The sequence below is a fragment of the Qipengyuania sp. YIM B01966 genome (genome assembly GCF_016461955.1).
Classification (GTDB): Bacteria; Pseudomonadota; Alphaproteobacteria; order Sphingomonadales; family Sphingomonadaceae; genus QFOP01.
This window is the reverse complement of the sequence record NZ_JADMNM010000002.1, coordinates 54,714-75,765: the sequence shown is the minus strand read 5'-3', so window position 1 is coordinate 75,765 and position 21,052 is coordinate 54,714. Positions and strand designations below refer to the sequence as shown.

21 protein-coding genes are annotated in these 21,052 nt (G+C 65.4%); 7 read left to right on the top strand and 14 right to left on the bottom strand.

The window, feature by feature from the left end; all coding sequences use genetic code 11:
• Position 1 precedes the first annotated feature (1 nt).
• The 9 genes from ILT46_RS12355 to radA form a co-directional block, all read right to left on the bottom strand.
• Positions 2 to 559 (bottom strand): hypothetical protein, encoded by a 558-nt coding sequence (locus ILT46_RS12355; protein WP_370592310.1) that lies wholly within the window; start codon positions 557 to 559, stop codon positions 2 to 4.
• Between the two features lie 100 nt (positions 560 to 659).
• Positions 660 to 1,388: a M28 family peptidase gene (locus ILT46_RS12350; RefSeq protein WP_370592309.1), complete on the bottom strand. Its 729-nt coding sequence runs from the start codon at positions 1,386 to 1,388 to the stop codon at positions 660 to 662.
• A gap of 57 nt (positions 1,389 to 1,445) precedes the next feature.
• The gene (locus ILT46_RS03070; RefSeq protein ID WP_199503185.1) at positions 1,446 to 2,987 is read right to left on the bottom strand and encodes an aminoacyl--tRNA ligase-related protein; all 1,542 of its coding nucleotides are present in this window, start codon (positions 2,985 to 2,987) and stop codon (positions 1,446 to 1,448) included.
• A 48-nt stretch (positions 2,988 to 3,035) separates the two neighbouring features.
• A complete protein-coding gene (gene phaR / locus ILT46_RS03065; protein ID WP_199503184.1) occupies positions 3,036 to 3,575 on the bottom strand; it encodes a polyhydroxyalkanoate synthesis repressor PhaR in 540 nt (179 codons plus the stop codon).
• A 24-nt stretch (positions 3,576 to 3,599) separates the two neighbouring features.
• Positions 3,600 to 4,688 carry an alanine racemase gene (locus ILT46_RS03060; protein ID WP_199503183.1) on the bottom strand — a complete coding sequence of 363 codons (1,089 nt, stop codon included), beginning with the start codon at positions 4,686 to 4,688 and terminating at the stop codon, positions 3,600 to 3,602.
• 3 nt (positions 4,689 to 4,691) lie between these two features.
• Entirely contained in the window at positions 4,692 to 6,344 is a 1,653-nt protein-coding gene (locus tag ILT46_RS03055; RefSeq protein ID WP_199503182.1) for an MFS transporter, read from the bottom strand.
• A gap of 30 nt (positions 6,345 to 6,374) precedes the next feature.
• Positions 6,375 to 6,809, bottom strand: a complete 435-nt coding sequence (locus ILT46_RS03050; RefSeq protein ID WP_233396965.1) for an iron-sulfur cluster assembly scaffold protein — start codon at positions 6,807 to 6,809, stop codon at positions 6,375 to 6,377.
• Between the two features lie 13 nt (positions 6,810 to 6,822).
• Positions 6,823 to 7,350, bottom strand: coding sequence for a CvpA family protein (locus ILT46_RS03045; RefSeq protein ID WP_199503181.1), 528 nt, complete (start codon positions 7,348 to 7,350; stop codon positions 6,823 to 6,825).
• Between the two features lie 12 nt (positions 7,351 to 7,362).
• Entirely contained in the window at positions 7,363 to 8,730 is a 1,368-nt protein-coding gene (gene radA / locus ILT46_RS03040; protein ID WP_199503180.1) for a DNA repair protein RadA, read from the bottom strand.
• 72 nt (positions 8,731 to 8,802) lie between these two features.
• Here radA and ILT46_RS03035 point away from each other — a divergent pair, with 72 nt between their 5' ends.
• Positions 8,803 to 11,109, top strand: a complete 2,307-nt coding sequence (locus ILT46_RS03035; RefSeq protein WP_199503179.1) for a patatin-like protein — start codon at positions 8,803 to 8,805, stop codon at positions 11,107 to 11,109.
• Here ILT46_RS03035 and dnaJ read toward each other — a convergent pair.
• Together dnaJ and dnaK are read right to left on the bottom strand one after the other, a co-directional pair.
• Positions 11,106 to 12,218: a molecular chaperone DnaJ gene (dnaJ, locus tag ILT46_RS03030; RefSeq protein WP_199503178.1), complete on the bottom strand. Its 1,113-nt coding sequence runs from the start codon at positions 12,216 to 12,218 to the stop codon at positions 11,106 to 11,108. The genes ILT46_RS03035 and dnaJ overlap by 4 nt on opposite strands.
• Before the next feature lie 76 nt (positions 12,219 to 12,294).
• Complete coding sequence (gene dnaK, locus ILT46_RS03025) at positions 12,295 to 14,220, bottom strand: molecular chaperone DnaK (RefSeq protein ID WP_199503177.1); 1,926 nt, start codon at positions 14,218 to 14,220, stop codon at positions 12,295 to 12,297.
• Between the two features lie 163 nt (positions 14,221 to 14,383).
• Between dnaK and ILT46_RS03020 the strand changes: the two genes are divergently transcribed.
• Positions 14,384 to 14,863, top strand: a complete 480-nt coding sequence (locus ILT46_RS03020; protein WP_370592307.1) for a copper chaperone PCu(A)C — start codon at positions 14,384 to 14,386, stop codon at positions 14,861 to 14,863.
• Entirely contained in the window at positions 14,850 to 15,377 is a 528-nt protein-coding gene (locus ILT46_RS03015) for a vgr related protein (protein ID WP_233396964.1), read from the top strand. Before ILT46_RS03020 ends, ILT46_RS03015 begins: the two co-directional genes overlap by 14 nt.
• A gap of 21 nt (positions 15,378 to 15,398) precedes the next feature.
• On the opposite strand, the gene ILT46_RS03010 is transcribed toward ILT46_RS03015, so the two are convergent.
• Entirely contained in the window at positions 15,399 to 15,980 is a 582-nt protein-coding gene (locus ILT46_RS03010) for a nucleotide exchange factor GrpE (protein WP_199503176.1), read from the bottom strand.
• A gap of 11 nt (positions 15,981 to 15,991) precedes the next feature.
• On the bottom strand, positions 15,992 to 17,035 hold the full coding sequence (gene hrcA, locus ILT46_RS03005) for a heat-inducible transcriptional repressor HrcA (protein WP_199503175.1): 1,044 nt from the start codon (positions 17,033 to 17,035) through the stop codon (positions 15,992 to 15,994).
• A gap of 83 nt (positions 17,036 to 17,118) precedes the next feature.
• On the opposite strand from hrcA, the gene rph reads away from it, so the two are divergent.
• Positions 17,119 to 17,835 (top strand): ribonuclease PH, encoded by a 717-nt coding sequence (gene rph / locus ILT46_RS03000; RefSeq protein ID WP_199503174.1) that lies wholly within the window; start codon positions 17,119 to 17,121, stop codon positions 17,833 to 17,835.
• The gene (rdgB, locus tag ILT46_RS02995; protein WP_199503173.1) at positions 17,832 to 18,458 is read left to right on the top strand and encodes an RdgB/HAM1 family non-canonical purine NTP pyrophosphatase; all 627 of its coding nucleotides are present in this window, start codon (positions 17,832 to 17,834) and stop codon (positions 18,456 to 18,458) included. Before rph ends, rdgB begins: the two co-directional genes overlap by 4 nt.
• 2 nt (positions 18,459 to 18,460) lie before the next feature.
• Here the strand turns inward: rdgB and ILT46_RS02990 are convergent, their stop codons facing one another.
• The gene (locus ILT46_RS02990; RefSeq protein WP_199503172.1) at positions 18,461 to 18,961 is read right to left on the bottom strand and encodes a CAP domain-containing protein; all 501 of its coding nucleotides are present in this window, start codon (positions 18,959 to 18,961) and stop codon (positions 18,461 to 18,463) included.
• 47 nt (positions 18,962 to 19,008) lie between these two features.
• Here ILT46_RS02990 and hemW point away from each other — a divergent pair, with 47 nt between their 5' ends.
• Entirely contained in the window at positions 19,009 to 20,154 is a 1,146-nt protein-coding gene (gene hemW, locus ILT46_RS02985) for a radical SAM family heme chaperone HemW (protein ID WP_199503502.1), read from the top strand.
• Positions 20,151 to 21,050: a tyrosine recombinase XerC gene (locus ILT46_RS02980; RefSeq protein WP_199503171.1), complete on the top strand. Its 900-nt coding sequence runs from the start codon at positions 20,151 to 20,153 to the stop codon at positions 21,048 to 21,050. Before hemW ends, ILT46_RS02980 begins: the two co-directional genes overlap by 4 nt.
• Positions 21,051 to 21,052: the final 2 nt, after the last annotated feature.

Sequence of the window (21,052 nt, the reverse complement as noted above, 5' to 3'; positions counted from 1 at the left end):
CTCAGCGATTGTCACCCTGCGCTGGCGTGAGCGGGACGAAAGCGCCGCCCGGCACCGCGCTGGCGACAGGGCTGCAGGCGCCATCGGCTGCGCAGGCGCTCACACCGAAAAACCAGTCATCCCCGCGCAGGTTGGCGGTATGCGTAAAGGTCCGATCAGCATCAGGCGTGCGGGGCAGCGCGCCAGAGGGGGTTTCGGTTGCAAGCAATGCGATCGGGTCGCCCCAGTCCGGCGCATCGGTCCGGCGAGCATACACCTGGTAGAGCGCAGCACCGGGTACGGCCGGCCAGCGGATCAACGTATCGGTCCGCACGGCAGCCTCGGCCACGGGTGCGGGCGGCATCGGCGCACGGGCAAGCGCGGCCAATGCGGCGATGTTGAGCTGCGTCACCCGCGCGGGATAGGCGAAATCCATCTCCTCCACCGTATCGCCAAACCGCACGCCATTGTCGGTGCGGACGTCCTGATGCTGGTGCTCATAATCCTCGACCGCGACCGAAAAGCGGATCGCCGGATAGCCGCGATCGAGGAACGGGATCTGATCCCCGCCCCGCCCCATCCGGTCAGCCCGCCATATCTGCCGTACCGAGATAGCGCCTGCGTCATTCCCTGCCAGCCCGGCGATCCAGCGCGAGAGGTTGCGGCCTGGACTGTCATTCTCACCCCCCTTTGCGGCGCTGATCGGCGCGAATCGACGGGCTAAGGTCGGCCCGCGGACCTTCGGAAAAAACGCGGACATGGTCGGCATCGCACACGCCATCCGAACCGCACGATCCGCCGACAATATCGTTCTTCAGCACCGCCTTGACCTGCCAGCCCTGCTGCGCCGCGTAATCTGCCAGCAGCGCGCCGCCATGCAGCCCCTGTTCCTCGCCCGAGAGCAGCGCATAGATGATGGTGATGGGATATCGCTGCCCCGACAGCACGCGTGCTGCTTCGAGCACCAGAGCGCTGCCCGACGCATCGTCATTAGCGCCGGGCGCGTCGCTGACCGCGTCCATCACGTCGCTCGCCCGGCTGTCGATATGCGCCTGGACGATCACCACCTCGTCCGGCCGCTCTGTCCCGCGCTGAATGGCGACGACATTGCGGAGCCGGGTGGGCGTCAGGATGCGCGGGCCCGAAACCATCTGTTCAGGCAGCACTACCGTCAGGCAGCCGCCGCATTGCTGGCTGATGGCGGTAAATTGCGCTGCGCCCCAATCGACCGCCGCGCCGATCCCGCGTGCCGGGTCGGTCTGCGAAGACAAGGTATGCCGGGTGCCGAATGCCACCATCCGTTCGACATCGGCACGCAGGCGCTCAGTCGATACCGAGGTGTTATTCTGTGCCAGTGCGGGCAGCGGAGCGGCCAGCAGTGCCAACGAAAGAGGAATGAGGCGCTTCATCGACGCAGGTGTCGCGCGACTAGCCGGCCAAGGCAAACAAATGCTACCGATACTCGCTCAATAGGCGCGAGCGATGTAAATCCGCTCCACCGCCGGTGCGCCGGTGAACAGGCAGCTGCCATCGGCCGCCGGCCCATCACGAGGGACGTTGCGAATGGTCAGCTTCAGTGCCTTGAGCTGTTCGACTACCCTGTCGAGCGCGGCACCCGTGGGGCGTGCCCATTGCACCTCGACCCAGCCGGGAAATGGGCCGCCGTCGGCAAAATGCGTTTCGAGCGCATCGAGCGTGGTCAACCCTCGCTTGATGTTGCCATCGCGCCGCGCGCGCGCCTCGTCATACAGGCTGCGCTGAATATCGGCGAGCAGCGTGCCGATACTGCCCGCCGCGTCGGCCACCGGCGGTGCCGAGAAGTCGGGCTTTGCGGCCGCGTTCCACAGCCGGTCGCGGCGCAGCAGGCTGACGACGCCGTTGTCCATGTCGCGCCCGCCAACCTCGATAACCACCGGCGCACCCTTGCGGACCCAGTCCCAGCGCTTGGCGGCCACCTTGCCGGGCTTGGTGTCGAGCAGCGCGCGGACCGGTTCACCCAGCGCCATCTGTGCGGCGAGCTGGTCTTTCAAATCCCGGCAATAGTCGATCAGTGCGGCGTCTTCTGGCTGATCGCGCAGCATCGGCAAGATCACCACCTGCCACGGTGCGATCGCCGGTGGGACGCGCAGCCCGTCATCGTCGCCATGCGTCATGATGACCCCTCCGATCAGCCGCGTCGAGGTGCCCCAGCTGGTCGTGTGGCAATATTGCTGGCCGCCCTCGCGATCCTGATAACGGATGCCCGAGGCCTGTGCGAAATTGGTGCCGAGATAGTGGCTGGTGCCGGCCTGCAGTGCCTTCCCATCCTGCATCATCGCTTCGATCGACCAGGTTTCCACCGCGCCCGGGAACCGTTCGTTCTCGGGCTTTTCCCCGGCGATCACAGGCATCGCCAGATCGTCTTCGGCGCAGGCGCGATACATTTCGAGCGCGCGGTGGGTTTCGGCCAGCGCGTCCTCGCGCGTCTCGTGCGCGGTGTGCCCTTCCTGCCAGAGGAATTCGCTGGTCCTGAGGAACATCCGCGTCCGCATTTCCCAGCGCACGACATTGGCCCATTGATTGGTCAGCAGCGGCAGGTCGCGCCAGCTCTGCACCCAGCGGGCCATCGCATCGCCGATGATGGTTTCCGATGTCGGTCGCACCACCAGCGGTTCTTCCAGCTTCGCCTCTGGATCGGGCACCAGCCCACCCTTGCCGTCGGTAATCAGCCGGTGATGCGTAACCACCGCCATTTCCTTGGCAAAGCCGTCCACGTGCTCTGCCTCGCGGGCGAAATTGGCCAGCGGGATGAACAGCGGGAAATAGCAGTTTTCGACCCCCGCCGCCTTGATCCGGCGGTCCATCAGATGCTGGATGCGTTCCCAGATGCCGAAGCCCCACGGCTTGATCACCATACAGCCGCGCACGCCCGATTCCTCGGCCAGATCGGCGGCGGAGATGACCTCCTGATACCATTGCGCAAAGTCGTCGGCGCGCTTGACGGTCAGCGCATGGCGGATCTGGGACACTGGAAGAGCCTTACGTTCTGAAAATTGCTGGTACGCGAAGCGGGATGGCTATTCGCCGAGTTCGTCGAGCTTCTTCTGCATCGCCGCCATCTGCTCGCGCAAAGCGGCAAGCTCGCTCTGCCCGTCGCCCTTATCCGCCGGGCGCGCGGGCTTGGGCATGAAGGCCTCGGTCGCGGCGCGCATCATCGCCATGTTGTTTTGGGCCAGCTTGGCGAGCGGGTTGCCGGCGAGGAACGCCTCGTGCAGCTTGGCCTGATTGTCGCGGAAATGCGCCATACTGGCTTCCAGGTAATGCGGCATCATCGCCTGCATCGAATTGCCGTACATCGCGATGAGCTGGCGCAGGAAGCTGACTGGCAGCATCTGCTCGCCGCCGCTTGCCTCTTCTTCCATGATGATTTGCGTGAGGATGGAATGGGTGATGTCGTCGCCCGTCTTGGCATCGACAACCTGAAACTCCATCCCATCGCGCGTCATCCGGGCGAGGTCGTCGAGCGTGATGTAGCTCGACGAGGCGGTGTTGTAGAGCCGGCGGTTGGCATATTTCTTGATGATTACCGGGCCGTCGCCGGATTTGCTTCTGGCCAAGATGTCGGTCCCGTGAGGCGAAGGTCAGGCGCTCGCCTTAGCACTTGCAGCATCGCGCGCGCAACCTGACTGCTCGGCGTGAAACCGCCGGCCGAGAATTGTCAGCAATTCGTATTGTGACAGCCCGGTCGCGGCGCTGGCTTCGGGCAAGGTGTAGGGCACGTCGATCCAGTCACCCTCGCGCAAGTCGGGCGCGGCGCTGGCGTCGAGCACGACCATGTCCATCGACACGCGCCCGAGGATCGGCAGGGCGCTGCCGTGATAGGCCAGCGAGGCACCGGCCCAGCAGCGCAGGAAGCCATCGGCATAACCGAGCGAGACAATGGCCGTCGGCGTGTCCTGCGTCGCCCGAAAGGTGGCGTTATAGCCCACGCTTTGCCCGGCTTTGAGCTGCCGGGTCAGGATCACGGCCGCCTGCGGGAAGGCGACCTGCCGGATCGCTCCCGCCAGTTCATGGCGCGGCACGCCGCCATAGAGCGCGAGCCCCGGTCGGGTGAGGTCGGCAGCATAGCGCGGCCCGAGGGCAATCCCGGCGCTATTGGCGAGGCTGGCGCGGCGCGCCGCAAGCTGTTGCCGGAGGGCGGCAAAGTCGCGCAACTGCGCCTCGTTCATCGCCCTATCCTCGTCCGCGCAGGCGAGGTGGGACAGCAGCGTATCGACCTCGAGCCGGGCAATCAGCGGGTCGGCGAGTTCCGCTGCGGCGAGGCCGAGCCGGTTGATCCCGGTATCGACCATCACATCGCATGGTCCGCCTCCGGCTTCCAGCCAGCGCGCTGCCTCGGTCAGCGAGTTGATGACCGGCCTTGCGCCAACAGCGCGGGCATATTCGGCTTCCGCCCGGTTGATCGGGCCGTGCAACACCGCGATGCTGGCCGCCGGGACATGGGCGGCGACCGCGGCGACCTCGCTCCAATGCGCGACGAAGAAATCCGCCGCGCCCGCATCGCGCAGCGCCGGCACGCAGGCATCGACACCAAGGCCATAGCAGTTGGCCTTGACCGCTGCCCCGGCCCGGCCAGGGCGAGACAGTGTATCGAGCGCGCGCCAGTTGGCCGCGAGTGCGTCACGGTCGATATTCAGGCGCAGGGTGGCTGGTGGCGGGGCGGGCAGCATGGCTCAGGGCATGGCGGGCGAAACCGGCGGCGCCTCGCGGTCCACCGCGGTGAAATCGCGCGGCGGACCGCCGGGCAGACCCCACCAGGCCACGAGCAGCCCGAATGCTACAATCGCCCAAGTGTACCACAACCCGGCATAGGCATTGCCGGTAATCGCCACGATGTAGCCGGCGATCAGCGGCAGGAACCCCCCGAGATAGCCGGCGCCGATATGATAAGGGATCGACATCGAGGAATAGCGGATTTGCGGCGGAAACATCTCTGCCAGCAGCGCCGCCACCGGACCGTAGGTAAGTGCGGAAAGGATGCCGAGCGCCACCAGCAGCGCGACGATCCCTGCCAGACGGGAGGCAGACGGCCGTTGCATGGAAAAATCATAGCCCCTCGCTTCGAGCGCGGCCTGGAGCGCCGGCTTGCGGGCTGCATCGTCCGCTGCGTCGACCGGCGCGAGCAGGCCGCCCACCGAGAGACGGGCAACGCCGGAGTGGTCGGCAATATCGTAACTGACGCCCAGCGCCGTCAGGTCAGCGAGCAGCTTGCCGCACGGCGTGGACTGTTTGCTGGCGAAGGGATCGTAGGTGCACCCCGCGCCTGCCACGACCACCGGGGCCGCGCGCGCGCTGGCGGCCAGAGCCGGATTGGCCAGGGCGCCAATGCCCCAGAATAACGGAAACAGCAGCACCAGCGTGGCCAGCGCGCCCAGTATGATCGGCAGCTTGCGCCCCACCCGGTCCGACCACTTGCCCACCAGCACATAGAACCCCATCGACAGCGTCGCGGCGACCAGCATCACGATTTCGACCAGCGTTTCGTCCATCCGCATCGGCCCGCGCAGGAAACTCATTCCGGAAAAGAACGCGGTATACCAGATCGTCGTCAGCACACCGGTGATGCCGAACAGCGCCACGAAAATCCGCTTCTTGTTGCCGGGATAGGTGAAGCTTTCGACGAACGGGTTCTTCGCCATTTCGCCGGCGTCCTTCATCGCCTTGAACACCGGGCTTTCGCTCAGTTTGAGGCGCATCCACAGGCTGATCCCGAGAAGGATCAGGCTGAGCAGAAACGGCACCCGCCAGCCCCAGGCGGCAAAGGCGTCCTCGGGGATCAGCGCGCGGCACAGGATCACCACCAGGATCGACAGCACGAAACCGCCGACCACGCTGGCCTGAATGAAACCGGTATAAAAGCCGCGCTTTTCCGGTGGGGCGTGTTCGGCGACATAGACCGCCGCGCCGCCATATTCGCCGCCCAGCGCCAGCCCCTGCAGGATCCGCAGGACAATCACGATCGCCGGCGCCGCCAGCCCGATTGTCGCTGCCGACGGGATAAGCCCCACCCCCGCGGTGGCGATGCCCATCAGCGTTACAGTCACCAGAAAGGTATATTTGCGCCCCAACCGGTCGCCCAGAAAGCCGAACAGGATGGCGCCAAGCGGCCGGAACCCGAACCCGACGGCGAAACCGGCCCACACCAGCAGCAATTGCAGGGTTTCGTTATCTGCGGGGAAGAACGCCTTGCCGATCAGCGCGGCGAGCGTGCCGTAGATGAAGAAATCGTACCACTCGAACACCGTGCCGGCGCTGCTCGCGGCAATGACCAACCTGATTTCCTTGTCGCTCGGCTCGCCTAGGCCGAGCGCCGGGTCGTGCGCCATCCCTGACCTCCCCAATGGCAGGCAGCGGCTCTAGCCGCGTGGTTCAGGGTTGGAAAGCGCGGCCTGGACCGCTCTCCACGGCAAGAGGATCGCTCCATGCCGCGCCGAGTATGACCGCGTTTCTGCCAACGCGCCGATGCCAGGCCAGGCGGGCTGCTGATCGCTCCCGTTCAGCCATGCGGTAATGTCGCCAAGCGCAGCCTCCACTGCTGCCGCATTGCATCCGGAAAGCCCGGCAAGGCAGATCGCGGCGGCAGCCTGCCCGACCGCGCAGGCGGTTACCCGCGCACCTGCCGCAATAATTTGGCCCCCGGCACCGGTGTCGAGGCCGATGGCCATGACCGACCCGCAAACGGGAGAGCGCACTTCTGCACGCAAAGGAAAATCATCAGTCAACGGATAATTGGCGAGTTCGACCGCGAGGCCCAACAGGGCCGGAGTGTAGAGCTTGGTTGTCGCTATCATCGCGTCGGATGGCCTATTCGGCGCCGAGGCGCTCCTGCGCCGCGGAGACTTCCGCGCGCCGATCAGCGATCAGGTCAACCAGTTCGGTTGCCCCGGCATTGATCGCCGGATAGGTGCGGGCCGTTGTCATCCAAGCCGGGCGGCCCGCAATGCCCCAAACCGTATCGTAGCCAAGCACCAGCAGGGAAAAGGCCGCAACGCACACGATCGCCCCTTTGACCGCTCCGAAGCCGAAACCGAGCACGCGGTCGACCGGGCCAAGAATCGATTTCCGGGTCGTATTGCCGGCCCACCCGGCAATGAGCTTCATCGCCGCGTAAGGCACCAGCAACAGCAGCGAGAAGGCGAGCACAGCGGACGTCGTCCCGTTGCCGACATATTGCAGGATGAAATTGTACAGCGGCGTATGCAGCGTACTGATTGCCATCAGCGCCAGGATCCAGGACGCCAGCGACAGCACCTCCTGCACGAAGCCCCGGCTGAAGCCGCCAATCGCGGCCACGCCGACTATCAACAATACGATCAGATCGAAGGCCGTCATGGGCCGCAGGGTCTATGCGCGGACCATCACCCGGTCAACGAGATTGGCCAGTTGCCGCAAGCCGGTGAACGCCAGCGCAGTGTCGTTGACACTACCGGCCGGGCCATATCCGGTGGCAAAGCCGAGCTTTGCGGCCTCGCGCAGGCGCAAACCGGCATGGGCCACCGGGCGAATTTCACCTGCCAGCGACACCTCGCCCAGCCACACGGAACGGTCAGGCAACGGGCGGTCGGCCATCGCCGAAACCAGTGCCGCAGCCACCGCCAGATCGGCCGCGGGATCCACCAGCCGGTAACCGCCCGACACGTTGAGATAAACCTCCGCGGCCGAGAAGTTCAGCCCGCAGCGCGATTCCAGCACCGCCAGCAGCATCGCCAGCCGGCCCGAATCCCAGCCCACCACCGCGCGCCGCGGCGTGGCCCCCGATTGCAGGCGCACGATCAGTGCCTGAATTTCGACCAGCACCGGCCTTGTGCCCTCCAGCGCCGGGAAGACGGCGCTCCCCGCAAGTGGCTCGTCACGACCAGACAGAAACAGCAGCGACGGATTGGCGACCTCTTCCAGCCCGCCGGTAGCCATCGCGAACACGCCGATCTCGTCCACCGCGCCGAACCGGTTCTTGAGCGCGCGCAGGATGCGGTATTGGTGGCTGCGCTCCCCCTCGAAGCTCATTACCACATCGACCATGTGTTCCAGTACGCGCGGGCCGGCGATGCTGCCGTCTTTAGTAACGTGGCCTACCAGCACCAGCGCTGTGCCATGCTGCTGCTTGGCGTAGCGGATCAGTTCGAACGCACAGCCGCGCACCTGGCTGACCGTGCCCGGCGCACCTTCGATGGTGTCGGAATGCATCGTCTGGATCGAATCGATCACCAGCAGCGCGGGAGGCGGCATCGCCGCGAGCGTGGTCAGAATGTCGCGAACCGAGGTTGCGGCTGCCAGCTTGATCGGGGCATCGGCCAGGCCCAACCGGCGCGCGCGCATCCGCACCTGCGCGGTTGCCTCTTCGCCGCTGACATAGACCGTGCCTTCGCCCCTTCGCGCGATCACCGCCGCGGCCTGGAGCAGCAGCGTGGATTTTCCAATCCCCGGCTCGCCGCCCATCAGCACCGCCGAACCCGGCACCAGTCCGCCGCCTAATGCGCGGTCAAACTCGGCAAGACCGGTGCTGCGCCGGGCAAGCTCCTCCGCCGGCGCGTCGAGCGCGACGAATTCGACCGCGCGGCCGCCGGTAGAAAGATCGTGTTTCAGCGAAAAAACGGTGGCCGGCGCGTCTTCGACCAGCGTGTTCCACTCGCCACATTCGGGACATTGCCCCTGCCACCGCGAGGCTACGCCGCCGCATTCCTGACAGATAAAACGTCGCTTCGGCTTGGCCATATCCGGCGGGTAGCGGGAACATTTAACGAACGCAATTGCCAAGCGTGGGGCAAAGCTGCTCTATAAACAGCGATGCGGCAGAAGGAATTGCGCCTTGCCCTGGTATGCTACGGCGGCGTCAGCCTCGCTGTCTATATGCACGGGGTCACTAAGGAGATCTGGCATCTCGCGCAGGCTAGCCGCGCGTACCACTCCGGTGAGGGCGCGCCCCATGCCGTCGGCTACGTAAGGCTGCTGCGCGATCTGGAGCAGCGGCATCGGCTGCGGCTGCGCATACTGCCCGACATTCTCACTGGAGCAAGCGCAGGCGGGATCAATGCGGTGTTCTTGGCGCAGGCCATTCATTCGGGGCAGTCGCTCGACCCGTTAACCGATCTGTGGCTTTCCCATGCCGACACTGACAGCCTCGTCGCGCGCGAAGCGGTGCCTGCCTGGCGGTTCGCCAAGAGTTGGGCGCAGCCACTGGTCTGGTGGCTGCTGCGGCGACCCGGCAATGTCGTTAGTGAAAGCGTATCGCCCGAGACCCGTGCCGAAGTGCGTGGCAAGGTTTCGCGGCTTATCCGGGGCCGCTGGTTCCAACCGCCCTTCTCCGGCCTGCGTTTTGCCCGTCTGCTGCGGGACGCGCTGGGCGCGATGCGCGCCGGACCGCAGGGCCAACCCTTGTTGCCGCCAGGCCACCCGCTCGACCTGTTTGTGACCGCGACCGACTTTCATGGCTATCTGGCGCTGCTCCCCCTGAACAGCCCACCGCTGGCCGAAGAAAGCGAACATCGGATGCCGGTCGGCTTTCGCTCCCCCGTGCCCGCGGCAGGCGGAGAGGATCTGGCTGACCCGGCCGAGCTGGTCTTCGCCGCGCGCTCCACCGCCAGCTTCCCCGGCGCCTTCCCGCCATTGCAGCTCGCGGAGATCGATGCACTGCTGGCTGAGACCGGCACCGACTGGCCCACCCGCACAGCGTTCCTGGCCCGCGTCATGCCGGCCCATGTCCGTCAGGGGCGCACCGAGCAGGTGTCGTTGATCGATGGGTCGGTGCTGGTGAACGCCCCCTTTGCCGAAGCGACGCGCGCATTGGAGGGGCGTCCGGCGCAGCGCGAGGTTGATCGCCGGTTCATCTATATCGACCCCCGGCCCAACCGGCACGCCGCGCGCCAGCGCAATGGGGACGGTGCGGTTTCGTTCTTTGGTGCGATCTTCGGGTCGTTGTCCACCATCCCGCGCGAACAGCCGATCCGCGACAATCTCGATCAACTTGCCGCCCAATCCCGCGAGGCTGATCGACTGCGTCAGGTTATCGGTGCGCTGCGCCCCGAGGTCGAGGCCAGCGTGGAACGGCTGTTTGGCCGCACCCTGTTTCTCGACCGGCCGACCGCTCGCCGCCTCGCCGGGTGGCGCGAGAAAGCCCAGCAGGCCGCCGCTGAGCAGGCGGGTTATGCCTTCGTCCCTTATGCTCAGGCGAAGATGGCGGGAATAGTCGATCGGCTGGCAAGGATCATTGCCGATCACGCCCCGGCCGCCGACGCGCCACCGCTGACCACCATCGCGCTACGCCTCCGCGAAGAGCTGGCGCAGCGTGGGCTCGCGCGTCTGTCCACGCCCGCCGGCGGGGCGACACCGGGGGCGATCGCCTTCTTTCGCGCGCACGATATCGGCTTTCGCATCCGCCGCCTTCGCCTGATCGCCCGGCGGCTGTCGCGCGATTGGGAACTCGACGAGAGCATTTCGGCCGCCGACCTCGAGCGCGCGCGCGAGGCTATTTACGAAATACTCGCGCTGTATTTTCCGCTCGAACGGGGCCGCGATCTTGGCCCTGGCGTGACCGCTGCTGCAGGTAACGTGCTGATAGCGCCGGGTACCGCGATCGATACACTGGCGGCCAGCCGGCTGCTGCCGGAAACCGATCTCGCGGCCGAAGCAATGCTCGAGGCGGCCCTCGCCGCCATGCCCCGCCCGCTGCGGCGCCGGGTGCTGCTGACCTATCTCGGTTTCCCGTTCTACGACGTTGCCACCCTGCCCCTGCTGCGAGAGGACGGATATAATGAATTCGATCCGATCAAAGTGGACCGGATCAGCCCCGAAGATGCGCTGTCGATCCGGGGCGGTACCGAAGAGACGCTGCGCGGCATCGAATTCTATAATTTCGGCGCGTTTTTCAGCCGGTCTTACCGCGAGAACGACTATCTGTGGGGCCGGCTCCACGGCGCCGAGCGGGTGGTCGATCTGGTCTATTCGACGCTCGATCAACCCGCGCCCGAAGCCGAAATCCGTGCCGCGAAAAAGGCGCTGTTTCTCGCAATTCTCGACGAGGAGGAGCAGCGCCTGACCGCTGACCCGCGTCTTGTCCCTGGCCTGCGGGCGGAAATCGCGGCCAAGCTCGCCTAGCCGCCCAGCGCGTCCTTAAGCCGGTCGAAGAAGCCGCGGCTCTCCGGGCATTCCTCGCCTGTTTCGGTCTCCTGAAATTCGCGCAGCAGTTCCTTCTGGCGGGCCGTGAGTCTGGTTGGCGTTTCGACCGCCACCTCGACCACCATGTCGCCGCGACCACGCCCCTGGAGCACCGGCATCCCGGCGCCGCGAATACGCAATTGCTTGCCCGACTGAATGCCGGGAGAAATAGTCAGCGCGTGCGCCGTCCCGCCGAGATCCGGAATATCGACCGTGCCGCCCAGGGCAGCGGTGGTGAAGCTGATCGGCAGATGCGCAATCAGCGTCGTGCCCTCGCGCTCGAACAGCTTGTGGCGGCTGACATGCAGGAAGATGTAAAGATCTCCGGGCGGAGCGCCGTAGAGCCCGGCTTCGCCCTTGTCAGCGAGGCGGATGCGGGTGCCGGTATCTACGCCGGGCGGAATATCGACCTCCAGCCGGCGGGGACGATCCACCCGCCCCTCGCCCCGGCATTCGCCGCACGGGCTCTCGATCACCTCGCCGCGTCCGTTGCACGAGGGGCACGCGCGTTCGACCACGAAGAAGCCCTGCTTGGCGCGCACCTTGCCATGGCCGCCGCACAGATTGCAGGTCCGCGTTCCGGTACCCGGCTTGGTGCCGCTGCCGTCGCAGGTTGTGCAGTTCTGGCTGACCTCGATCTCGATCTCGCGCTTTACGCCGTGAAACGCCTCGTCGAGGGTGATTTCCATGTCGTAGCGCAAATCGGCGCCCCGGCGGACCTGCTGCCGCCCGCCGCCGCCGCCAAAGGCGCTGCCGAAGATGGTCTCGAAAATATCGCCGATATCGCCGAAATCCTGCGGCCCGGCACCGCCCATGCCATTGAAAGCGGCGTGGCCAAACCGGTCGTAGGCTGCGCGCTTCTGTGGATCTTTCAGGCAATCGTACGCCGCGCTGACGGCCTTGAACCGCGCTTCGCTGTCGGCGCAGCCGGGGTTGCGGTCAGGGTGACATTCCATCGCGATGCGGCGATAGGCAGATTTGATCGTATCGCCGTCAGCATCGCGCGCGACGCCGAGCAACTCGTAATAGTCGATTTCCGTGGCGGGCATGGAGCAGTTCCAGACTGAATATCAAACCGCCACCGACACGCCGGGCGTCGGTGGCGGCTGACACGTTCAGTGGTGATCAGGCCTTGTTTTCGTCGTCGACTTCCGAGAACTCGGCATCGACCACGCCATCATCCGCCGCCGGGCTATCACCCGCGGCCGCGGCATCCGCACCGGCCGCACTGGCCTGTTCCTTCTCGTAGATCTGCGTGCCCATCTTCATGGCCACCTGCGACAATTCCTGCGCGTTGCTGTTGATCGCGGCCGCATCGTCGCCTTCGAGCGCGGTCTTGACGCCGGCAATCGCCTGCTCGACCTCGGTCTTGAGCGAGGCGTCGATCTTGTCTCCATGCTCTTCAAGCTGCTTCTCGGTCGCGTGGACAAGGCTGTCGGCCTGGTTGCGCGCTTCGGCGCTTTCACGGCGCTTCTTGTCCTCTTCCGCGAATTTCTCCGCATCCTGGACCATCTGCTCGATATCGGCGTCCGACAGCCCGCCCGAGGCCTGGATGCGGATCTGCTGCTCCTTGCCCGTGCCCTTGTCCTTGGCACTGACATTGACGATGCCGTTCGCGTCGATGTCGAAAGTGACCTCGATCTGCGGCACCCCGCGCGGCGCCGGCGGAATGCCGACCAGGTCGAACTGGCCCAGCAGCTTGTTGTCCGCCGCCATTTCGCGTTCGCCCTGAAACACGCGGATGGTCACCGCCTGCTGATTATCGTCAGCGGTGGAGTAGGTCTGCGTTTTCTTCGTCGGGATCGTGGTGTTGCGATCGATCATGCGGGTGAACACACCGCCCAGCGTCTCGATCCCCAGAGACAGCGGGGTGACGTCGAGCAGCAGCACATCCTTGACGTCGCCCTGCAGCACGCCGCCCTGAATTGCAGCGCCCATCGCCACGACTTCATCGGGGTTGACGCCCGTGTGCGGTTCCTTACCGAAGAAGTCCTTCACCACCTCGCGCACACGCGGCATCCGCGTCTGCCCGCCGACCAGCACGACTTCGTCGATGTCCGAAGCCTTGATGCCGGCGTCGGCCAGCGCCTTCTTCATCGGCTCCTTGGTGCGCTCGATCAGCGGCGCGACCAGCTTTTCGAGGTCCGACCGGGTCAGCGTTTCAACCAGGTGCAGCGGGGTCGTGCTGCCGCCTTCCATGCGCGCAGTGATGAAGGGCAGGTTGATTTCGGTGGTCTGCGCGCTCGAAAGTTCGATCTTCGCCTTCTCGGCAGCTTCCTTCAATCGCTGCAGCGCGAGCTTGTCGGTACGAAGGTCCATGTTTTCCTTCGTCTTGAACTTGTCGGCCAGATATTCGACGATCGCCGCATCGAAATCCTCGCCGCCAAGGAAGGTATCGCCGTTGGTCGATTTGACCTCGAACACGCCGTCGCCAATTTCGAGAATCGAGACGTCGAACGTGCCGCCGCCAAGGTCATAGACCGCGATCGTCTTGCCGTCGTTCTTTTCGAGGCCATAGGCGAGCGCGGCCGCGGTCGGCTCGTTGATGATTCGCAGCACTTCGAGCCCGGCGATCTGCCCGGCGTCCTTGGTTGCCTGACGCTGGGCGTCGTTGAAGTACGCAGGCACGGTAATGACCGCCTGCGTTACGGGCTCGCCGAGATAGCTTTCGGCGGTTTCCTTCATCTTCTGGAGAATGAAGGCGCTGATCTGGCTGGGCGAGTATTCCTCGCCGCCGGCCTTGACCCAGGCATCGCCATTCTTGCCCTTGACGATGGTATAGGGAACCAGCTCGGTGTCCTTCTTGGTCACCGGATCGTCGAACCGGCGGCCGATGAGGCGCTTCACCGCGAACACGGTATTGTCCGGATTGGTGACCGCCTGGCGCTTGGCCGGCTGCCCGATCAGACGCTCGCCATCTTTCGTGAACGCAACAATCGACGGCGTCGTGCGCGCGCCTTCGGCGTTTTCGATCACCTTGGGCTTTCCGCCGTCCATCACGGCGACGCAGCTGTTAGTGGTGCCAAGGTCGATACCGATAACTTTGCCCATGGATTCCCCATTCATCTTGCAGTTTACTGGACACCGCGCGCTGGCTTCCCGAACGGCAAAGCCGGTCCGCGGCTCGATCTGTTCCGGCGATATAGGTGGGGTTTTCCTTGGCACAAGGGAACCGGCGGACTAGTTTCGCGCAATCGACAGGAAGGTTTTTCACGTGCCGAACACCCCCATTTTCGCCTCGTTCGCGCTGCTGCTGGGGGCCGTCGCGCTGGGATCCTGCAGCGAGGCGCCAGCCGAACAGGCGGCATCGCGCGAGGTCACCGGGGCCAAGGTCACCAATGCGCGCATGGTCCTCTCGCCCGTGTCGGGTAACCCGGCGGCGGTTTATTTCGATCTCGAATATGCAGGCGACCGTCCGATCACCCTGCGCGGTGCAAGCGTAAAAGGTGCCGAAAGCGCCATGATGCACACTTATGGCGAATGGGAAGGCCGCCAGCAGATGATGGAAATGACCCCGCTGGTCATCAATGCCGGCGACAAGGTCACGTTCGCGCCGGGCGGGCAGCACATCATGGCGATGAAGCCGGCGGCCGAACTGAAACCCGGCGGATCGACCGAAGTGACGCTGACCGTGGTTGGCGGCAAGACGTTCAGCTTCCCCGCTGAAATCCGCGGAGCCAATGACGAGCGGTAATCTAGTGCAGTTCGAGGCGACAGCGGGTGACCCTTCCTGTCCGATCGGCGGCGAGCGTCGGCTGACCGAAGGCGAAGAGGCTCTTGCCCGCTCGGTATTCGGCCGCGCAATCAATTACGCCAAGGTCACCATCCGGCGGCGCAAATTCTTCCCGTTCCAGCCCCGCGCGGTAGCCATGGCGCCGCGCGGCCACTTGCACTTTCATCCGCTGGGCGAGGATTATTGCGAAGACTTCTCGCAGGTGTCGCTCACCCGGCAGGGGCTGTTCATCCACGAAATGACCCATGTGTGGCAGACGCAGGACCGCGGCGATTGGTATCTGCTGCTCCATCGGCACCCGTTCTGCCGGTATGATTACAGCCTCAAGCCCGGCCGCCCATTGAGCGATTACGGAATCGAACAACAGGCCGAGATCGTCAAACACGCCTTCTGGCTACGCCGCGGGATGCGGGTGGCGGGCATCAGCGATCCCGGCGCTTACGATCTGCTGGTCGATTTTCCCGGCGCCCGATGACCACGGTGCCGGCGTCGGCAATCAATCCGGCTTGCGCGCAACGCCGACCATGGCCGGGCGCAGCAGGCGGTCCTTGATCATATAGCCGCTCTGCATTTCCTGGACGATCGTGCCGGGTTCCTGATCGGCCACCGGAATCTCCATCATCGCCTGATGCTGATTGGGGTCGAGCGGCAGACCGATCGAGGCGATGCGGGTGATTCCATGCTGGGTGAAAATGCGGTCCAGTTCACGCTGGGTTGCTTCGATCCCGGCGATGATCACATTGACCCGCTCGTCCTCGCGCAAATCGGCAGGAATGGCCTCCAACGCCCGGGCCATATTATCCGACACCGACAGGATGTCGCGGGCAAAGCCGGTGGCCGCATAATTGCGCGCATCGGAAATGTCCTTCTCCATCCGCCGCCGGAGGTTCTGCGTTTCGGCCTGGGCGTAAAGCACATCCTGCTTAGCGCGCTCGAGGTCAGCGCGTAGCAGCGCCAGAGGGTCTTCTTCGCTTTCCGGCGCGGAGTCAGGCTCGCCATCACGCAGATGTTCGGGCACGCCTTCCAGTTCCTTTTCGGCCGCTTGGTCGAGCGGCTGCTCCTTGTCGTTCTGATTCATGGTAATCTGGTCTATCCGATAAGTTTGCCCAGCGAGCGGGCCGTGAAATCCACCATGGGAACAAGCCGGGCGTAATTCAACCGCGTTGGCCCGATCACACCCAGAACTCCGACCACGCGCCCCGCGCGGTCGCGGTATGGCGATGCGATGACCGACGACCCGGAAAGCGAGAACAGCCGGTTTTCACTGCCGATAAAGATGCGCGTGGCCTGCGCGTCGCGCGCGGTATCGAGCAATTGCGCGACGGACTGCTTGCTCTCGAGGTCGTCAAGCAGCGAGCGCACCCGGTCGAGATCCGACAGCGCGGCTTCGTCGAGCAGCCGCGCCTGTCCGCGTACGATCAGCACCGGGCGGCGGGCGGCGTCCTCGCTCCACACCGCAAGGCCGCTCGCCACGAGGTCGCGGCTCGCCTCATCGAGCGCGGAGCGGCCGCTGCTTATTTCGTCGGTAAGCCGCTGCGCGGCCTCCGCCAGCGTCAGGCCAGCGAGCCGGGCGCCGATATAATTGCCCGCCTGCTCGAGCGCCGCGGCCTCGGTGCCGGGGGGCAGGTCGAGCACGCGGTTTTCGATCGCACCATCATCCCCCACCAGCACCGCCAGCGCCTGACGTCGCCCCAGGGGCACAAGGCTCAGCTGGGCGATCCGCGTGTCCTGGCGCGGCACGAGCACCATGCCCGCCGCGCCGGACAGGTCCGACAGGAGGGCGCTGGCTTCTTCGAGCGCGTGTTCTATCGGGCCCGGCTGCGCGAGCCGCTGCTGGATCGCCGCCTGTTCATGCGCGGTCGGCTCGGCCACCTGCATCATCCCGTCGACGAACAGGCGCAGGCCACTCTCGGTCGGGAGGCGTCCAGCGCTGGTGTGCGGGGCCGCGAGTAACCCCAGTGTCTCGAGATCGGCCAGCACCGAGCGGATCGAGGCGGGTGAGAGGTTGACGCGCCCTTCGCCCGCAAGCGTTTTCGAACCCACCGGCTGGCCGCTGGCGAGATACCCTTCGACCACCAGACGAAAAATCTCGCGGGCGCGGCTGGACAATTCGGTAACCGGGGGCGTGCTCATCGATACCGTTCTAGCCGATGGCCTTGCAGGCTCAAGGGGCGTGCGCCTAACGCCCGCCAAACCGACTCGCGAAAGGATTTTTCATGCGACCTTCCGGCCGCGCGCCTGACGAAATGCGCGCCTTGCACTTCGAAACCGGCTTTACCCGCCACGCCGAAGGTTCATGCCTGGTCAGCTTCGGCGATACGCGCGTGTTGTGCACCGCCAGCGTTGAGGACCGCACGCCGCCTTGGCTCCGCGGAAAGGGCGAAGGCTGGGTGACGGCCGAATATTCGATGCTCCCCCGCGCCACCCATACGCGCGGTCAGCGCGAAGCGGCGAAAGGCAAGCAAAGTGGGCGAACACAGGAAATCCAGCGTCTTATCGGCCGTTCCTTGCGCGCCGTAGTCGATCTTACGAAACTCGGCGAGCGACAGATTACCCTCGATTGCGACGTATTGCAGGCCGATGGCGGCACGCGCACTGCCGCGATCAGCGGGGCGTGGGTCGCATTGCGAATTGCTGTCGATCGGCTGATCGCAGCGGGGGAATTGACCGCCGATCCGATCACCGGCCAGGTGGCTGCGGTGTCCTGCGGAATTTACCAGGGCACCCCCGTCCTTGACCTCGATTACGCCGAGGACTCCTCGGCTGATGCGGACGCGAATTTCGTGCTCATCGAAGGGGGCCGGATCGCCGAGGTGCAGGCCACTGCGGAGGGGGCCACCTATGACGAGGAAGCGCTGTTGCGCTTACTCCGGTTGGCGCAGATCGGGTGCGGGGCGATTTTCGCGGGTCAGGCACAGGCAGTGGGGCGGTGACCCGCCGGATCGGTTCGGGCTCGCTGGTAATTGCGACGCATAATGCCGGGAAACTCAAGGAGATTTCCGCCCTCCTTGGTCCTTACGGTGTTAAATGCATCAGCGCGGGGGCGCTGGGCCTGCCCGAGCCGGCAGAAACCGGCCGCACCTTTATCGACAATGCGCTGATCAAGGCGCGGGCAGCGACGGAAGCTTCCGGGCTGGCAGCGCTGGCCGATGATAGCGGATTGAGCGTTGCGGCGCTTGACGGACGGCCGGGCGTGTACTCCGCCGACTGGGCTGAACGGCAATGGTTCGAGGGCGGGCCAGGACGGGACTGGTTCATGGCGATGGGCAAAGTCGAGGGGATGCTTCAGGCGCAGGGTGCGGACGCAGAGCGTGCCGCTTGGTTTTCGTGTGTGCTCGCCATCTCCTGGCCCGATGGGGAAAGCGCGGTCTATGAGGGCCGCGTTGACGGTTCGCTCGTCTGGCCACCGCGCGGGGAGCTTGGTTTCGGTTACGATCCGGTGTTTGTGCCCGCTGGCGCGCAGCAGACCTTTGCCGAGATCGACCCTTCCGAAAAGCACCGTATCAGCCACCGTGCAGCGGCGTTTGACAAGCTGGTGGCTGATCAGTTCGGGTGACGTCAGGGCACCCGGGCACCGATGATATTGCCCGCCGGCGAATACAGGCAGACCAGCACGTCGTTGCCGCGCGCGCGCGCGATCGCGCAGCCGACCTCGCGCGTGCCTGGCCAGATGAGCTGGGTATAGTGCCCGACGCTGGACCAGTCGCCGCCACGCGCAACGTGCGGGAAACGACCGGGGCGGAATCGAGCCCGTTCGGACAGGAAATCGCCCATCATCTCATGTAGCGAATAGGCGCCCGCGGTGCCCATCCAGAGATTTTCGCCCAATTCGCTTTCGGCGGAATGTTCGAGATAACCCGCCCGGGCAAGCCGCGCGGCGCGGCGATGGGCTTCCTCAGCGAGGCCATCATTCCAGTGCAGGGGCGCCAACGCATGGCGCGCGCGTTCGGAATTATGTGCTGAAAGAACGAGTTGCGCGGCAGCTTGATCAGCGCGCGCAGGCGCAGCCGTGAAGCTTGCAAGAAGGGCGCAGAACATTGCGGCGCGTTTTGCGTTCATAGCCGAATGACTTGACTTCGAGCGGTTAACCGATGCTGAAAGCCATCATGGCCCGCGCACTCTATATCCACTGGCCGTTCTGTCTTCGCAGGTGCCCTTATTGCGACTTCAATTCGCATGTCCGCCAAGAGGTGGACATAGAGCACTGGAAAAACACGTTTTTTCGTGAACTGACGTTCGAGCAGCCACATGGCGAACCGCTTCGGTCGATCTTTTTCGGGGGCGGCACCCCATCGCTGATGCCGCCGGCTCTGGTTGGCGCGCTGCTTGAAGAAGCCGAGCGTCTATATGGCTTTACGTCCGATATCGAAATCACGCTCGAGGCCAATCCCTCTTCGGTCGAGGCGGGCAAATTCGCCGCTCTGGCAGCGGTCGGTATCAACCGGGTGTCGCTCGGCATTCAGGCGCTCAACGATGCGGATTTGCGATTTCTGGGGCGTTTGCACAGCGCCAAGGATGCTCAAACCGCGCTCATGATTGCTCAAAAGTGCTTCAACCGGGTCAGCATCGACCTCATTTATGCCCGACCGGGACAGGCACAGGCCGATTGGGAGCGCGAACTGGGCCGGGCACTGCAATTCGGCACCGATCACCTGTCACTCTACCAACTGACCATCGAGCCGGGGACGCGCTTTGCCACCGATGTGCGGCGCGGAGCCTTCACGCCACTGGCGGACGACCCCGCGGCAGATCTGTTCGCGCTGACGCGGTCAATGACCGCCGCCGCCGGGCGGCCCGCCTACGAGATAAGCAATCACGCCGCCCCCGGCCAGGAAAGCCGGCATAATCTCGCCTATTGGCGATATGAGGATTATCTCGGCATCGGGCCGGGCGCGCATGGGCGGCGCGGGGGCGTGGCGACACGGCGGCACAAGAAGCCCGAGAACTGGCTGGCTGCGGTTGCCGAGCATGGCCACGGCGTTGCTGAACAGTACGTGTTGGGCCCCAGTGCGCTGGCGAGCGAGGCGCTGCTGATGGGCCTGCGCCTGAACGAGGGGATCGACCTTGCCGCCCTCGCCCACCGCTTCGAACTGCGTACCGGCGAGATGATCGATCAGCGAAGGCTCGCGCTGCATCAGTCGCTCGGGCTGGTGTGGCAGGAGGGCAGCCGCATCGGCATCACCGAGGCAGGGATGCCGCTGCTCGATGCGCTGCTGGGCGAGCTTGTTTCCGACACGCTGGTGGCGGCATGAGCCGGCAGGCGGCGATGCTGGAGCAATGGCGCGACCATCTGGCGCAAGGCCTGCGCCGCTCGCCGCATACGGTGCGGGCCTATGGCGCGGCGGCGGCGCGGCTGCTGCGCGCGCACGATATCAGCGATTGGCCGACCCTCGCCGCGCTCGATGCAAAGGCGCTGAGGGCCCATCTGGCCGCGCGCCGCGCCGAGGGGTTGAGCAATGTCAGCACCGCGCGCGAATTGTCGGCCTTGAAGGCGCTGCTGCGCTTTGCCGGTCAGCAGGCCGGCACGCCCGACGCGGCCCTCCCCCGGCTGCGCGGCCCGCGCATCAAGAAGGGCCTGCCCCGCCCCGTCACGGCCGACGATATCGAACAATTGACCGCGCTGGTGGCGGATGAACCCGAAGCGGGCTGGATCGGCGCGCGCGACCGGGCGGTGCTGCTGCTGATGTATGGCGCGGGGCTGCGGATTGCCGAGGCGCTGAGCCTGACAGGCGCCGACCGTGCGCCCGGCGAAACCTTGCTGGTCACCGGCAAGGGCGGCAAGCAGCGTGTGGCGCCGATCCTGCCGATCGTGCGCGAAAGCATCGCCGATTATGTCGCGCGCTGCCCCTACCCCATCCCCGCTGACGAGGCGCTGTTTCGCGGGGCGCGCGGCGGGCCTTTATCGCAAGGGATGGTCCAGCAGGCGGTCGCCCGTGCGCGCGCGCTGCTGGGCCTGCCGGCTAGCGCCACCCCGCACGCGCTGCGCCATTCCTTTGCCTCGCACCTGCTGTCCGAAGGGGCCGATCTGCGCAGCCTGCAGGAATTGCTCGGCCATGCGAGCCTTGCCAGCACGCAGATCTATACCAAGGTCGATAGCGCGATGCTCCTCGCCACCTATCGCAGCGCGCATCCGCGCGAGCGGGAGTGACG